Source organism: Vibrio floridensis, assembly GCF_021852965.1.
Taxonomy (GTDB): Bacteria; Pseudomonadota; Gammaproteobacteria; order Enterobacterales; family Vibrionaceae; genus Vibrio; species Vibrio floridensis.
This window is the reverse complement of the sequence record NZ_JAKGCY010000004.1, coordinates 42126-57803: the sequence shown is the minus strand read 5'-3', so window position 1 is coordinate 57803 and position 15678 is coordinate 42126. Positions and strand designations below refer to the sequence as shown.

The following is a 15678-nucleotide window of genomic DNA, read 5'->3' as shown; positions in this document are numbered from 1 at the left end:
CGAATAGGCATGGTGGACAAAAAGAAAAGTTGCAACTGTACGTTGCCCTAGAGTAGGGTCTCACTCAAATTGGATTAAAAAGCAATACAAGCTGTGGAGGGAAGATGGCAGAGTACAAAGCAAAAATCGTGTGGCAGCGTCAGGGAAGCGAAGTGTTCTCAGACAATCAATACAGCCGAGGTCACATGTGGGAATTCGATGGTGGTGTGCAGGTACCTGCGTCGGCATCGCCACATGTGGTGCCACTGCCGCTTTCTGTGGCAGAAAATGTCGATCCTGAAGAAGCGTTTGTTGCTGCTCTTTCAAGTTGCCACATGCTAACGTTCCTTGGTATTGCCGCAAAACAGCGCTACGTGATTGATGAGTACGTTGACGATGCGGTGGGATTCATGCAAGAAAATGAGCAGGGTAAAACGTGGGTAGCCAAAGTCACTTTGCGGCCTCAAATTCGTTTTTCCGGTGACAAGCAGCCTGATCGGCAAGCGTTGGAAAAACTGCATCATTTAGCGCATCAGCATTGCTTTATTGCCAATTCAGTGAAAAGTGAAGTAGTGACAGAGTTTTAGTGATCACAATTGAGTTTCGTGGCTACAGTGAAAAGAGTTGACGGAACTTACTCAGTTGGCGTCGAGAAACTTCCACTTTATCCCCACTATGTAACGTTAAGACTAAGGCACCGGAGCTGCAGAGCTCGGTCGCGATGATGTGGGAAAGCTGCACAATTTCGCTGCGGTTTGCTCTAAAGAAAGCCTCTTCGGGTAAGCGTAATTCAATGTTTGCCAGTGTTTTGGATAGCATGGGGCGATTTTGTCTAAAGTGGACTTGAGTGTAGTTACCTTGTGCTGAAAATTTTTCAATATTGGCCAATGGGACGAACCAACAACGAGTGCCATCTTTGACAAAAATTTTTTGCTCGATACTTAAGATGGTTTCTTTGTTATTAACACATTGAGGAAGGCGAGCACACGCTTTCTTTAATCTCTCAACAGAAAAAGGCTTGAGTAAGTAGTCAACAGCATCTCTTTCAAAAGCATCGACCGCATACTGGTTGTATGCGGTGGTAAAGACAACATGGGGTGTCGACGTTAACTCGTAAAGCAATTCAAAACCGTTGCCATCGGGTAAATCGATATCCAGAAACAACACATCTATCTCTTGTTCACTCAAGATCACTCTTGCTTCGTTCAGACAACTGGCTTCATACATAACACTAATTGGCATCACTTCCACAAGCTGAGTTCGCAACTCAAGGCGAGCTAGGCGAGAATCTTCGACGATGAGTACGCGATACATGTTTATTCCTTGTTCGTGATACGAATGGTAGCGACTACCATAGAATCGACTTGTTTAAGCTGGATAACGTGCCGACTTGGATAGAGCAGTGCCAGGCGAGTTCGAATATTTCTCAATCCAACACCACCTCGTAAATCATTTAGTACACCAGGGTTGGTTACTTCTATTAGTAAGCTATCCGTTTGAGCTTCGATGTGGATTTGGATGTTTCCGCCAGAAGGGTGCTGAGCAATACCGTGTTTAATGGCGTTCTCGATGATCAACTGAAGAAGCATTCTCGGCACAATCCAAGATTGAGTGTCTCCTCGAATGTTTTCTTCAACTTGCAGGCGTTGTTCATACTGCAATTTACAAAGATTGATAAAACCATGGCAGAGTGAAAGTTCTTCATCAAGTGTCCATTCAGACTCTGCCTCCACGGCCAATAAAGAACGTAGTACTTCAGAAAGCGAAGTGAGGCTGTCTCGTGCTTTGTTTGGGTTTTCAAGGATCAAAGCACGTATGTTGTTAATGGCATTGAAAACAAAGTGAGGGTTTAATTGATTGAGCATCAACTCCATTTGAGCATGGTGTAACTGAGTATCAAGCTCTGCTTTCTCAAGCTGTATTTGCTTTAGCGTGCGATGACGTTTGATCAGCAAATAGGTCATTGACCAACAAAATGTAAAGAGAAAAAGCGTTGGCCATACCGCCAAAATTTGCAGATGACTCTGCGGTAATATTTGCTCAAACAGAAGCATTTGCGCCGGATAAAGGATGAGTGCAATGACGATGTTAGCCATAATAGACGCAGCTACCGAACCAGATAGCGCGTAAAAAAACGAGCTGCCGATCTTGGTCTCGTTTTTGTTTTGGTAAAAAGAACGCATCCATCCAGAGGCAACCAGCAAAGCAAGCAGCAGGGCGAGGGCATTCGCCAACTCAAAAGGTTGAAAGCCAAGCAGAGCACTTCTTGTAATGATGTTAATTAAACTAAAGCCACCCCAAATACTGAGTTGGATAAACCAAAATTTTTGGTTATTGGTTAACGACATGGCAGAACTCCTTTTTCGCCACCACTCACTTCCCCCATTTGAGTCGTGAGGGTGATTTTATAAACTTTGATGATGCAAGCAACGTTACATGTGTAAATCTATGTTATGCATCAATAATTCTTGGTGAAGGCTACATAGCTGATGGGGTTACTCTCCCCAAGACCAACTCGGTCTTTCACCTTTCCAATAACAAAAAGCAATCAGTAGGGCTGTTTGAATCACTATGCACAATGCCCAAGTAAAGGGCTCACTTTGCGGATGAAAGTAGGATGAAGTGATGTAGAGCGCGACACAATAGCTTCCCAATACCATCCAACCTTGCCAAGTCGTCGGAACACCCCAACCCCAGCCATAGCGTCTTTTCGGAAACCAAACGGTTTTGTTCTTCATGTGTTGACCTCACAAAATGGGTTTGTGGTGACAACATAGCAGCAGCGGTATTTAGGTTGCGAAGAAAAGGGACGAGCGGTAAAAAAACTGAGTAAACGGCAAAAGAGAACCATGCTTAATGACGAGCATAGGGGAGATAAGAAAAGAGGCGATGAAATCGCCTCTTAGAAAGATCAGATTGCCAGCGGCATTTCATTGGAAGAATCAGGTTTACGATAAACCAAACGCAGTCCTAACATCGCAAGGATGGACATTGCGAGCATGAGGCAGCCAAGAGGCAGTTGATCTTGGGCTGGGAACAAGGAGGCGATTAATGTCGCGATACCGGCTCCTAGATTTTGCATACCGCCCAAAATAGCGCCACCAGTTCCCGCGTGATAAGGGAAAGGAGCCAGTGCTCCCGTGGTCGCCGCTGGGAACAAAATGCCTGCGCCAAGGAAGTAAATCGTCGCACCACCGATCAACGTCAGTGCCGTTGTTTGACCAAACAGACCTGGAATCAGCACCACGGCTGCGCCGATCAGTATTGCAACTAAGCCAACGTTCAGAGCACGCTTTTCTGAGCGACGCTGAGCAATGTAGCTAGATAAGCCCGCACCAATCAGATAGCCCGGGATCGGCAATACAAATAAAATGCTGACGATAGTCGCAGGTAGCCCTAACACACCGCCTAATAGCACGCCCGCCGCTGCCTCAAAAACCGCCACACCAGCAAAGGTTGCAACTAAGCAAAGTAAGTAACCTTGGAAACGTTTGTTGGATAAAACGTAGTGGTAGCTGCGAGCAACAGGCTCGTGTTTACGTTTTTCTTTTGGCAACGTCTCCATCATGCTGGTCATCATGGTAATAATGACCGCAATAGCAAATAGTGCCAAAAACAAATAGCTTGAACGCCAGCCAAAGGTTTCCGTCAGCACGCCACCCAATACAGGAGCCATCAGCGGTGAAAAGATCACGCACATGCTGATCAAACTGTTGGCACGATGTAATTCTGCGCCTTCAAAACAGTCACGAGTCAGGGTACGAGACATCGCACCACCACAACCGATCCCCAAGCCTTGAACGAAGCTACCGACAAGGAACCAAGTGTACTCGTGTGCAAACAGTGACAGCATAGTGCCGGCAATGTAAACCAGCAGACCGGCGATGATGATCGGCTTACGGCCAAGGCGATCCGACAGTGGACCATAGACAAATTGCGACAATCCGTAAGGGATCAAATAGCACGCCATGACAGCCTGCAGTGCAGCAGGCGATACCAAAAACTCACTGGCCATGTGACCGATTGATGGCACGTACATGGTTTGAGTCATTTGACCCACAGCGGTCAAAATAGCGATCAAAAAGGTAAGCTTGGCTAATGGAAATGACGCGGACATCTGCGCAAATTCTCCGGCTAAATTAAAAACGAAAAAGACCATGACAGATCGGTAAGGACTGCCAAATAATGAGTTTTATAGGGATTGACGGCGCGAGATATTAGTCGTTGATGGCATTGTGATCAATCTGAAAATGTGATCTTAAGCAAGATAAAAATCTATCATTTGCATTAGAAAAATTAATGATTATTTTTTATTTAACGACCCGTTCATTAGTGATTCCTTGGTTTGAGATAACAAAGAGACGGGGTGAGGAGCAGGTAGAATAGCCTTAGGGTTGTTAGTGGGGAACATGGAAAGTAAGCATAAAAAAATCCGATAAACAGGGTTTATCGGATTTCGTTATTTTGCGTTAGAGTGTTTGCTTAGAACTCTGAATCAAACTCTTTATTCGCCGCCCAAGCGTACATCAGTTCCAACGCGATGGTTGCGCCAGCCAGTGCGGTCAAATCGCTTTGATCGTACGGAGGAGAGACTTCCACCACATCCATACCAACGATGTTAACGTCTTTCAAGCCACGGATGATTTTCAAAATCTTGTCCGAGTTCAAGCCACCGCACACAGGCGTACCGGTGCCAGGGGCAAAAGCAGGATCCAGACAGTCGATATCAAACGTCACATACACTGGCTTGTCTGCCACGATGCGACGGATATCCGCAAGGATCTCATCCACGCTCATGTCGTTTGCTTGCATCGCATTGATAACGTTAAAGCCATGACCTTGTTGCTTGTACTCAGTACGAATACCCACTTGTACCGAATGCTTAGGAGAGATCAACCCTTCTTTGGGCGCATGGTAGAACATGGTGCCGTGGTCATAGCTGCTGCCGTTTGCGTACGTGTCGGTGTGCGCATCGAAGTGGATCAATGCCATTTCACCGTAGTGTTTTGCATAAGCGCGCAGAATAGGCAGCGTGATGAAGTGATCACCACCTAGGCCAAGCATTGTTTTGCCGCTTTTTAGAATCGCAGAGGTGGCTGCTTCCATACGGTAAGTGAAGTCTTCTGCATCACCACAATCGAAGACAAGATCGCCACCGTCAATCACCTTCACCTTTTTAAATAGGTTGAAATCCCATGGGAATTTCTTACCTTCCCATGCAAGATTCACCGATGCACGACGGATCGCATCTGGGCCCATGCGAGCACCAGGACGACCAGAGGTTGCCATGTCTAGCGGTGCGCCAAACACAACGAGGTCTGCATCAGCCGCAACAGGATCTTTGACATACGGGCGACGCACAAAACTCATTGAGTTGGAGTAAAGCGAATAATCAGTTTTAGTAAACAAATCATTCATTTAGAAGTCCTCTAAATAGGTGTAACCAGACAAGCCTTGCTCAAGCTCTGCCAGGATTTGTTGTTGTTCGTTTTCGTCTACTCGTTGTGATACGAGCGACTGATAGTTTTTGCGGATTTGATCGACGTCGATATGTACGTAGCGCATCATATCTTCCACGGTATCGCCTTCATTGATGAAATCGATATTGATCTCACCTTGGTCACCGACATTGACAACCGCACTGTGTGTGTCGCCAAACAGGTTGTGCATATCACCCAAGATTTCTTGATACGCACCCACTAGGAAGAAACCCATTAAATATGGTTCATCTGCATTCCAAGCGGGTACTGGAAGGGTACTTTCAATACCTTGTCCATCTACATAAGCGTCAATCGCACCATCAGAGTCACAGGTGATGTCGAGCATCACTGCACGACGATCCGCCGCGTTTTGTAAGCCAGAAAGTGGCAGAACAGGGAATACCTGTTCAATACCCCAAGCGTCTGGTAATGATTGGAACAGAGAGAAATTGACGAAAAACTTATCGGCCAAACGCTCTGTCAGCTCATCAAGAATTGGGCGATGGAAGCGGTTTTTCGTGCTCATCAAGCGGTTCAATTCATAGTAGATACGCAGCGATGTTTGTTCTGCCCACGCGCGATGCTCAAGGGTTAGTACCCCAGTGGCAAACTGTGAGTGTACTTCCGCCAAGTCACTTTGCGTGTCGTTGTAAATCTCAATCAACGCTCGGTCATCGGTACCGTTGTGTAAGTTCAACCAGCTGCGCCACATGTTGTTCAGTAGAAGAGGGAAATCTTCTTCTGGCTCGGTGACGGTTTCTGGTTTGTAAGCTTCAGTTCCAATCACGTTTGAAATCAACACAGCGTGATGCGCTGTTAGTGAACGACCAGACTCAGAAATGATCACTGGCATTGGTTGCTTGTAATCTTTACACACGTCACCCACGGTATTGACGATATTGCGCGCGTACTCCACCAACCCATAGTTCATCGAGTTGGAAGATTGGCTGCGAGTACCATCGTAGTCAATCGCCAAACCGCCACCTACGTCGAAGTACGCGATGTTGGCACCCAACGTGCGCAACTCACAATAGAAACGCGCTGATTCATTCACGCCATTACGCACATCGCGAATGTTGGCCATTTGTGAGCCAAGGTGGAAGTGAACGAGCTGCAGCGTGTCTAATTGGTTTTCTTGCTTCAAGCGGCTGATCACATTCAGCACTTGTGATGCTGAGAGGCCAAATTTCGACTTCTCGCCACCACTGGCTTGCCATTTACCGGCACCTTGTGAAGCTAGGCGAATACGGATACCAAGACGTGGTGATACGCCTAAGCTTTTCGCTTCACGTAGCACGAGATCAAGTTCCGACATTTTCTCTAGAACGATGAACACCTTGTGGCCAAGTTTTTCACCGATCAATGCTAAACGGATGTACTCACGGTCTTTATAGCCGTTACAAACAATAACAGAGCTTGCGTGCTGTGCCATCGCCAGTACCGCTAGAAGTTCAGGTTTACTGCCTGCTTCTAGGCCTAGCTGTTTGGTTTCAAGTTGTGCCTGGCTGGCAAGAATCTCGTCTACCACTTCACGCTGCTGGTTTACTTTGATTGGGTAAACAAGCAGGTATTTATTTGGGTATTGATATTCATCAATTGCCTGGTTAAACGCGTCACAGATCGAATGCACACGTTGATGCAGAATTTGCGGAAATCGAACCAAAACAGGTAGATTGAGCTGACGCTCTTCTAATTGTTTAACGATTTGGCTTAACTGCACTTGGTGGGCGTTGTCACTACGTGGTGAAACGTACATCTCACCTTGGTCATCAATGCCATAGAAGCCTTGGCTCCAGTAGTGAACGTTGTAGTCGGCGCGAACGCGGTCTAATTTGGATGTTTGTTCCACATCTAATCTCACAGAGTCTATCCGCAATACTGCTACGGATATTAAGAACAAAACATGAGTGGAAAGTCCCTCTCATGGCCTGGCACGCAACGCGTGTTGCGCGAATTAACGGACAATTTACCACTTGAGTCTAATGAATAAAATCTATTATTACGACAATAGCTGCTTATTGAGATATAGGTAAAAATGGTAGCGAATTTTCATGGAGGAACAATGCATAAAGCGATCTTGTTTGATTGGGGAAATACCTTAATGAAAGACGATGCCAGCCAAACTGGAAAGATGAGGTATTGGGAACAAATTCAATTGATTAACGGAGCTAAAGAGGTGCTAGAGGCACTGAGTGAGCGCTACGATATCTACATCGCAACCGGAGCGGCTGATTCAACAATTGAAGATATTCATGCAACGTTTCAGCGAGGCGAAATCGATGTTTTTATCAAAGGATATTTTAATCGAGAAAACATTCCTTTTGCGAAAGGTTCAAGTGATTTTTATCTCGCCATTTCAGCCTCCCTTGGGCTAAAACCCAATCAGCTTTGCATGATCGGTGATAGCTTGCAAAAAGACATTCTACCAGCGAAAAAAGCTGGGTTAACCGCTGTTTGGCTGCAGGAGGAAGTGGGGCCGCACCCTTCAGGTATAGTGACGATTCAACACTTGCATCAACTTTGTGCGATTTTGCTGTAGCGCTTTGCTTGAGTCGGTGAATGATTCCAGTAAGTGGGCTGAAACACCACTTACTGGAGGATGGTGACGCCGTTTCTCTTAAGCGGCGACCATCTGCATAGCGAGGTCGCGACCGTTTCCTCGGATTCTGTCAATTTGGTCAACAAATGTCGCCGAAATGCACAGCAGTCTTGAATCGGGATGGTTAGCGAGAAAATGAGCCTTTTCATTTGAGTCTTTGAAATCGTCCCAACTGCTGTTGATGGCTCGCGCAAAGTGGATAATGCTGGCCAGTTTGGGTGAAACATCGGCTTCTCTCGGCTCATGGAAATGTTCAATGGCATCCGCCATCTCTTCTGGGAAGTTCCAACTGCGCGCAAGTTTTGCGCCAAGTGTGGGAGAAGAGACATTCAGCAACTCCTCTTGGACGGTAATGGGGTCGGCCCCCTTGGCCACTCTTTGATTAATGACTAAAGCTTGTTCGGGGACCAGCGTGTGAATCATCAATTCGCCAATATTATGCAATACGCCAGTGGTGAAGGTCTCATTCACATCCATACCAGCTTCGGCCGCCAATTTGGACGAGATAACAGAGACTTCAAACGTGTCGGTCCAATATTGCTCCATGTCTAACGTGCTCACCTTTGGAAACGCGCTGGAGAGGACTGATGCCACGACTAACGTTCGTACCGGTCCAGTACCAACACGAATAAGCGCATCGTTGATTGTCGCAATCGTTTTTTTTCCGCCAAAGTGGGCAGAGTTGGCCATTCGCAATAGCCGTGCGCTGAGCACTTGATCCATCGATATCTTTTTGGCGAGCGCACCAAAGTTAACGTCTTCTTGGTTAACCATCTCCAGTAATTCTTGCAGAAGACTTTGAATACGTGGTAATTCATTTAATCGAGTTATTAATGCAGCCTGACTCATGTTCTGTCTCCTCAGTGCTCAGCGTAATGAGCGTTAGTCATTTGAATATAGGTCAGGTCATTTGATGTTTACAAAAAAGTAGATAATTCCGATGGTGGCCTTTGATACCTGTATGGGCAAGGTAATCAGAGCAGTGAATCTGCAGCGTTAAGCGCGCTTAGAAAAGCGCTTAAATCCCTTGGAAGTCAAACAATGAATAATCAGTGAGGCAAGGATGAACATTGGAATTTATATTTATGATGAGGCGGAGGTTCTCGATTTTGCAGGGCCGTTTGAAGTGTTTTCAACCGCCAACCGTTTTGGTGAACACCATTGGCAAGTCGCATTGATTGGCGAAACAGGTAAGCCGGTAAAAGGGCGAGGTGGCTTCTCTGTTCAGCCTCATTATTCCATTGACAATCACCCTCACTTAGATTTGCTTTTGGTTGTAGGGGGTGTTCATCGTGATGAAATCAAGAAGCTCAATGTTATCAACTGGATAGGTACAACAGCAATGCGGGCGAATTTAGTCGCCTCCGTGTGTACCGGAAGCTTTCTGTTAGCGGAAACCGGCTTACTGGATGGCTTGGAAGTCACGACGCATTGGGAAGACATCGAAGATTTAAAACAACGTTACCCCAAGCTGACTGTTTTGTCGCAACGACGTTGGGTAGATAGCGGAAAATACACCACCAGTGGTGGCATTTCTGCTGGTATAGATATGAGCCTCTATTTGGTCGCCAAGTTGAAAGGCGAGGATTTGGCTCGTCAGACAGCCAAGCAAATGGAGTATCAGTGGAATCAAGAATGAGACAATACGTGACGAGTGTGGATGAAGCGCGTTTGCATTTGAGAATGCTTCACGGCAGCGATGATGCGCCATTGTTGGCCTTTGAATACGAAAATCGCTATTGGTTTGAGCGATTTATTACACCGAGAGAACCGTCGATATTTTCCGAGAAGGGGATACGAAAACACATTGACTACTGTTTGTCAGAGTATGGACATAAGCGAATGTTGCCGATGATTGTTGAATCGGATGAGGGTGCGATCGTGGGACGGGTCAACTTTCACGATATCAAGTTCAACCGTGGCGTTGCGACACTAGGTTATCGATTTGCGGAGAATGTGGCGGGCAAAGGCATTGCTACGCAAATGGTCAGCAAAGCGATGTCTGTATTGCAACGGCTCGGCTTTAGACGTGTGTTGGCGGTTGTTGCTTCAGACAACATTGCATCGCAAAGAGTGCTGGAAAAGTGTGGTTTTAGGCAAATGAACCTCATCGCAAACTATGTCATTTTGCATGGCCAGTCGGTCGACTGTTATCGGTATGAACACCAGTTTAAAGTGAGATAATTGCTCGCGTGATTAGATGAAATTTGATGAGATTGGGAACGATTGAATCGGTAAGGCAACAAAGAGGCCGCTTGTGAATGAAGGTAAAAATAGGTTATTGAGCACATTATTTATTACTAAATTAATATAAACAGTTGCGAAAGATTTTGAACTGGTTACAAATGTAGCCCAGAAATACTGACAATAGGGAAAGAAGAAATGCAAGATACCACTCCCGAGTATCTGTTGGCTGCTTTAAGACAGGCGATCAAAAGCAAGGGGCTGACATATCGAGAGTTGTCTGACAGGTTAGGAATACCTCTTTCTACGTTTAAAAGACACCTTTACAGCTCGAACATTTCGCTGGATAAACTGCTGGAATATTGCCGTGAGACAGATACTTCTTTAGAAGAGTTACAAAAACTGGCAAATCAGTTAAAAGAAAACGATCAAAACTATTTTAGTCAAACCCAAGATGATGTGTTTTTTGAGTATCCCGAAATCTATGACTTTTATAGAGAGTTAAGACACTTACGTGATAAAAATGGCTTCAACTGGATGAAGGAAAAACACGGTCTAGATGAAGCGACCACGCGTTCTTATTTTCATGCTTTAGAACTGCTGGGACTCATCAAGTTAGACGAGAAGTATGGCTTTAGCTTAGTCGGGCCGATGTACTACAGTTTTGCCGAAGAATCCAAGCTCAACAAAAAATACACCCAAATACTGATTGAGCAGACCACTGCGTTTCCAGATTGTGTCAAGGTTGGTTTATCGCGAATGAATCTGACCGATGACCAATTAAAAGCGGTGGGCAAAATAGTGGCGACAGAAGTGCTACGCTACCACAGCGAGAATATGGCGGATGGCAACTTCTCGGTGACAGATTTCAAAAATGTCATGTTGATCAGCAGTCCTCATGGCTCTTTGATGTTTTCAGACGGCATCGGTTCACTACCGCAAGACGTGCTAGAACAGATCAAAGATCGCATCGAACAAGCAGGGGATAAACCTAGCTTGGCCCTCTAGTTACTCACTAAAAATACGCTTTCTTGGCCGATGCAAAATAGCCTTATTTTGCGTCGGCTTTTTATTGCGTCTTTGTATTGATGCTATGAATTTCATTTTGGTTTTATATTGATGAAGAGTGTTGACATGGATAAATTTAAAGCTATTATGACGAAGTGTCATTTATGACGATTCGTCAAAAATGAGTGAGATTCCTTTAATAGGGATTCGTGTTACAATCGCAGCGGGAGTACGTCGATACGGAAGAGTGAATGATGTTTAGCTTTGGTTGTAAGAAAAGTGATGAGCAAAAAGGATGTGGATTTTCGGCTGGAAAGACGAAAAAACAGCTAGCTATCGCTGATCGAGAAGTTGAATTAATTCTGTTAGCAAAAGCCATTGTACAGAAGGAAGGATTTGCCAACCTTACGATGGACAAACTAACAGCGGCCAGTCCGTACTCAAAAGGGACGATTTACAATCATTTTTGCAGCAAAGAGGATGTGATTTTAGCGCTGTGTATTCATTCGCTAAAAAATGAAGCGCTTCTCTTTAATCGTACCGCAGCGTTTGAAGGTACGACGCGAGAAAAAATGATCGCGATGCATGTAGGTTACCGTATCTACTCGCGTCTTGAGCCTGTGCTATCGACCTGCGCCATCATGGCCAAAACACCATGGGTGCTAGAGAAAGCGTCGCCAGCGAGGGTGAATGAGTTAAATGAGCTTGAAGAGAAAGTGATTTCAGGTGCGGATGCGCTCGTGAGCTACGCGGCCGAAGTCGGCGATGTGAAGTTTTCACCCGCAGTGGGTTCTGATGCCATTGTATTTGCTAACTGGTCAATTGCATTTGGTTCGAATGCCTTGACGCAAAACGCATCAAACAGTCACTGTATCAGCCGCCTTCAAGATCCATTTACGGTGCTACATAACGCGAATTTGCTACTTGATGGACTCGGATGGAAGCCGCTTTCGAGCGAATGGGATTATCGCAAAACCTGGCGACGGGTAGAGCAAGAACTGTTTGCTGAAGAAATCGCTTATCTCGAATCTGTTGGTCGTTAAGGGAACAAAGCCAATCTAAGGATTGGCTTTTAAATCACACTTAGTGACGAACCGTCAAAAAATGAACTTGGAAAAACAAAAATAGGTTGTTCTTTGTTGATTCCAAAATTCTTCCTCTCTTAACCAGCATTTGCTGGTTTTTAAAGAGAGATTATTGACGAAACGTCACAAATGGAGAGTGTGATGAACCATCTTCAGCAGTCAACCAATGAACGCACTTCACTGCTCGCGTTCTCAACGCGGTTCAGTTTTTGGACCCTTATCATCAGCCTGATTGCCATTGTCGCGACTGCGATGGGGGCAAAAAATCTCTATTTTCGTGGGGATTACAATATCTTTTTTGATGGCAGTAATGCTCAACTACAAGCCTTTGATGAGATTCAAACCACCTTCGCGAAAACCGACAACATCGCGTTAGTCTTAGCGCCTAAAAGTGGCGATGTGTTTGACCAGCGCACACTGACTCAAATCCAAGAAATGACGGAACAAGCGTGGCAAGTCCCTTATTCAAGCCGTGTCGACTCGCTTGCCAACTACCAACATACCGAAGCGGTAGACGATGATCTGCTGGTGGAAGATCTTCTTTATCAATCGTATCCACTTACCGCAGAACGCATTGCCAAGGTTCGCACGATTGCGATGTCAGAACCGCTACTGGTGAACGCTTTGGTCTCCGAAAAAGGCGATGTTGCGGTTATCAATATTACCATGCAAATGCCGGGGGTGGATGAAACCGCTGAAGTAAATGAAGTGGTCGCGTACGTTGAACAAATGCTCAGCCATTATCGCGCACAGTATCCTGATGTCACCATCTACAAGGCGGGTATCATCGCAATGAACCATTCGTTTGCGATGGCGGCGCAAAACGACAGCGCGACGTTAGTTCCGACAATGTTGTTGGTGATTTTGGTTTTTCTCACCCTCATGCTGCGTTCGTTTCTCAGTGTTTTGGCGACGTTAGTGGTGATTATTGGCGCCATTGTTGCGACCTTAGGCATCGTCGGCTGGGCTGGGATGTTTTTGCATGTAGCCTCTGTGAATGTGCCGACACTGATCATGACATTGGCGGTGGCAGACTGTGTTCATGTCATTGCCAGCATGCGCCATTTTATGCGCCAGGGCATGCCGAAATCACAAGCGATTCATCGTAGTGTGACGCTCAATTTTGTGCCTATCATCATCACTTCAGTGACCACCGCGATTGGTTTCTTGATGATGAACATGTCTGATTCTCCCGTGCTACGAGACTTTGGTAATTTGTCTGCGCTAGGGGTGATGATCGCGTGTGTGTTGTCCGTGAGTTTACTGCCCGCCTTGCTTAACCTGCTGCCAGTGCGTTTTAGTGCCAAACAAGCGGCGAAATCGTCGGATATTATGGATAAGTTAGCGGATCTTGTGGTGCACAGACGCAACGTTTTATTGCCACTTTCCATCGTGGTGATTGCAGGTAGTGCCGCTTTGATTCCTTACAACAAAGTTAACGACGAATCGGTCAAGTATTTCGATACCAGTAGTGAATTTCGACAAGCGGCCGATTTTATGGAGCAACGAATTAGTGGCATGACCACGATGAGCATTGCCATTAAAACGCATCAATCACAAGGGATTGCCAGTCCGGAATTCTTAGCGGTTTTGGGGGAGTTCACCCACTGGCTACGCGAGCAGCCTGAAACGGACCACGTGGCATCGTTGTCGGACATCTATAAGCGCTTAAACAAAAACATGCACGGTGATGATAATGCCTATTACACATTGCCAGCAGAGCGTGAGTTGGCCGCGCAGTACTTGCTTCTCTACGAAATGTCATTGCCATTTGGCTTAGATCTGAATAACCAAGTCAATGTCGACAAGTCTTCCGTCAAACTGCAATTGACTGTGAAAAACTTAGGCAGCGTCGAGTTGGTGGCCTTGGAAGAGCGCCTCTATCAATGGTTTGCCAGCCATGCGCCGCAATATCAAGTGGTAGCATCAAGCCCATCGCTGATGTTTGCTCATATCGGTGAAACGAACATGGCCAGCATGCTGTCTACCTTGCCGATTACCTTAATCCTCATCTCTGCGTTGATGATTTTTGCTCTGCGCTCTTGGCGACTTGGCATGATCAGTTTGGTTCCGAATATTGCCCCAGCGGTGATTGGTTTTGGTCTTTGGGCGTTGATCTCCGGTGAAATCAACTTAGGTCTCTCGGTTGTGGTGACCCTGACGCTTGGCATCGTTGTCGATGATGCAGTCCACTTCCTTGCCAAGTATCAGCACGCACGCAAAGCAGGGCAAAACGCAGAGCAGGCAGTGCGATATGCCTTTCATACCGTCGGGCGTGCTTTGTGGATCACCACCGTCGTGTTAGTGGCCGGGTTTTCGGTGTTGGCCATGTCGCAATTCCGCCTCAACTCAGATATGGGGCAGTTAAGCGCCATCGTTATTTTCGTCGCTTTGGTGATCGACTTCGTTCTATTGCCATCGTTACTGATGCGATTTGATACAGCGGAATACGCGCAGTTGGAAGCCGCTCAAGAGCCGAACACAACACCCATTCAACCGAATCAAGCATAATAAGGACATCAAGATGAAAAAACTCAGCATACAAAAACTCAATACGATGGCGGTGGTGGCGGCTTTGTTTATCGCACTATCTGCTGCACTGGGAGTCACGCCAGCAATGGCCAATGATCAAGCCAAAGGACTAGAAATCGCCAAGGAGCGCAAGCAGCGTGACCTTGGTTGGGGGGACTCGGTCGCGACCATGGAAATGCTCCTCAAAAATGCACAAGGCGAAAGTAGCCTTCGTTTGATGCGTTTGAAGTCGCTGGAGGTCGAAGCCGATGGTGACAAAGGGCTCACCATCTTCGATGAGCCAAGAGACGTTCAAGGTACGGCGTTTCTCAACCATTCGCACATCAGCGATGCGGACGATCAGTGGCTTTATTTACCTGCGCTTAAACGGGTGAAACGCATTTCGTCACGCAATAAATCCGGCCCTTTTATGGGCAGTGAGTTTGCCTATGAAGATCTCAGCTCGTTCGAGCTGGAAAAATACCGTTTTGCTTATTTGGGTGATGAATCGATAGATGGAGAAAACGCATTTGTCATCGAGCAAGTGCCAACGGATGAAAACTCGGGGTATACGCGTCAACTGGTTTGGCTGGATCAGCAACATTATCGTCCTTTGAAGATGGAGTTCTATGATCGCAAAAATGCGTTACTCAAAACCCTCGTGTTCAATGAGTACCAGCAATACCTCAATCAATACTGGCGAGCCCATAAAATGACGATGGTGAATCATCAAACAGGCAAAAGTACAGAACTGACGACCAATGCAATGGCGTTTCGAACGGGCTTAACGGAAAGCGATTTCGAGCAAAACGTGCTGAAACGCATCAAGTAA

At 46.2% G+C, this 15678-nt stretch carries 15 protein-coding genes; 8 read left to right on the top strand and 7 right to left on the bottom strand.

Annotated elements, in window-relative coordinates:
* Positions 1-104 precede the first annotated feature (104 nt).
* Complete coding sequence (locus tag LZU85_RS08530; RefSeq protein WP_237286889.1) at positions 105-566, top strand: OsmC family protein; 462 nt, start codon at positions 105-107, stop codon at positions 564-566.
* Positions 567-588: 22 nt separating this feature from the next.
* Here LZU85_RS08530 and LZU85_RS08525 read toward each other — a convergent pair whose 3' ends face one another.
* The 6 genes from LZU85_RS08525 to speA all read right to left on the bottom strand — a co-directional run bounded on the left by LZU85_RS08525 (position 589) and on the right by speA (position 7308).
* Entirely contained in the window at positions 589-1293 is a 705-nt protein-coding gene (locus tag LZU85_RS08525; protein ID WP_237286888.1) for a LytR/AlgR family response regulator transcription factor, read from the bottom strand.
* Between the two features lie 2 nt (positions 1294-1295).
* On the bottom strand, positions 1296-2327 hold the full coding sequence (locus LZU85_RS08520; RefSeq protein WP_237286887.1) for a sensor histidine kinase: 1032 nt from the start codon (positions 2325-2327) through the stop codon (positions 1296-1298).
* Between the two features lie 147 nt (positions 2328-2474).
* On the bottom strand, positions 2475-2717 hold the full coding sequence (locus LZU85_RS08515) for a hypothetical protein (RefSeq protein WP_013571554.1): 243 nt from the start codon (positions 2715-2717) through the stop codon (positions 2475-2477).
* Between the two features lie 173 nt (positions 2718-2890).
* Positions 2891-4096 (bottom strand): multidrug efflux MFS transporter EmrD, encoded by a 1206-nt coding sequence (gene emrD, locus LZU85_RS08510; protein ID WP_237286886.1) that lies wholly within the window; start codon positions 4094-4096, stop codon positions 2891-2893.
* A 365-nt stretch (positions 4097-4461) separates the two neighbouring features.
* Positions 4462-5397, bottom strand: a complete 936-nt coding sequence (speB, locus tag LZU85_RS08505; protein ID WP_176297362.1) for an agmatinase — start codon at positions 5395-5397, stop codon at positions 4462-4464.
* Positions 5398-7308 carry an arginine decarboxylase gene (gene speA, locus LZU85_RS08500; RefSeq protein WP_176297363.1) on the bottom strand — a complete coding sequence of 637 codons (1911 nt, stop codon included), beginning with the start codon at positions 7306-7308 and terminating at the stop codon, positions 5398-5400.
* Between the two features lie 213 nt (positions 7309-7521).
* Here speA and LZU85_RS08495 point away from each other — a divergent pair, with 213 nt between their 5' ends.
* Positions 7522-7998 carry an HAD family hydrolase gene (locus LZU85_RS08495; RefSeq protein WP_176297364.1) on the top strand — a complete coding sequence of 159 codons (477 nt, stop codon included), beginning with the start codon at positions 7522-7524 and terminating at the stop codon, positions 7996-7998.
* Positions 7999-8076: 78 nt separating this feature from the next.
* Here LZU85_RS08495 and LZU85_RS08490 read toward each other — a convergent pair whose 3' ends face one another.
* A complete protein-coding gene (locus LZU85_RS08490) occupies positions 8077-8907 on the bottom strand; it encodes an HDOD domain-containing protein (RefSeq protein ID WP_176297365.1) in 831 nt (276 codons plus the stop codon).
* Positions 8908-9121: 214 nt separating this feature from the next.
* On the opposite strand from LZU85_RS08490, the gene LZU85_RS08485 reads away from it, so the two are divergent.
* The 6 genes from LZU85_RS08485 (at position 9122) to LZU85_RS08460 (ending at position 15678) form a co-directional block, all read left to right on the top strand.
* The gene (locus tag LZU85_RS08485; RefSeq protein WP_237286885.1) at positions 9122-9697 is read left to right on the top strand and encodes a DJ-1/PfpI family protein; all 576 of its coding nucleotides are present in this window, start codon (positions 9122-9124) and stop codon (positions 9695-9697) included.
* Entirely contained in the window at positions 9694-10242 is a 549-nt protein-coding gene (locus tag LZU85_RS08480; RefSeq protein WP_217904491.1) for a GNAT family N-acetyltransferase, read from the top strand. The genes LZU85_RS08485 and LZU85_RS08480 overlap by 4 nt, the downstream gene beginning before the upstream one ends.
* Positions 10243-10440: 198 nt before the next feature.
* Positions 10441-11250, top strand: a complete 810-nt coding sequence (locus LZU85_RS08475) for a helix-turn-helix domain-containing protein (protein WP_237286884.1) — start codon at positions 10441-10443, stop codon at positions 11248-11250.
* Between the two features lie 254 nt (positions 11251-11504).
* Positions 11505-12293, top strand: coding sequence for a TetR/AcrR family transcriptional regulator (locus tag LZU85_RS08470; protein ID WP_237286979.1), 789 nt, complete (start codon positions 11505-11507; stop codon positions 12291-12293).
* A 171-nt stretch (positions 12294-12464) separates the two neighbouring features.
* The gene (locus LZU85_RS08465) at positions 12465-14846 is read left to right on the top strand and encodes an efflux RND transporter permease subunit (RefSeq protein ID WP_419795965.1); all 2382 of its coding nucleotides are present in this window, start codon (positions 12465-12467) and stop codon (positions 14844-14846) included.
* 13 nt (positions 14847-14859) lie between these two features.
* Complete coding sequence (locus LZU85_RS08460; protein ID WP_237286882.1) at positions 14860-15678, top strand: outer membrane lipoprotein-sorting protein; 819 nt, start codon at positions 14860-14862, stop codon at positions 15676-15678.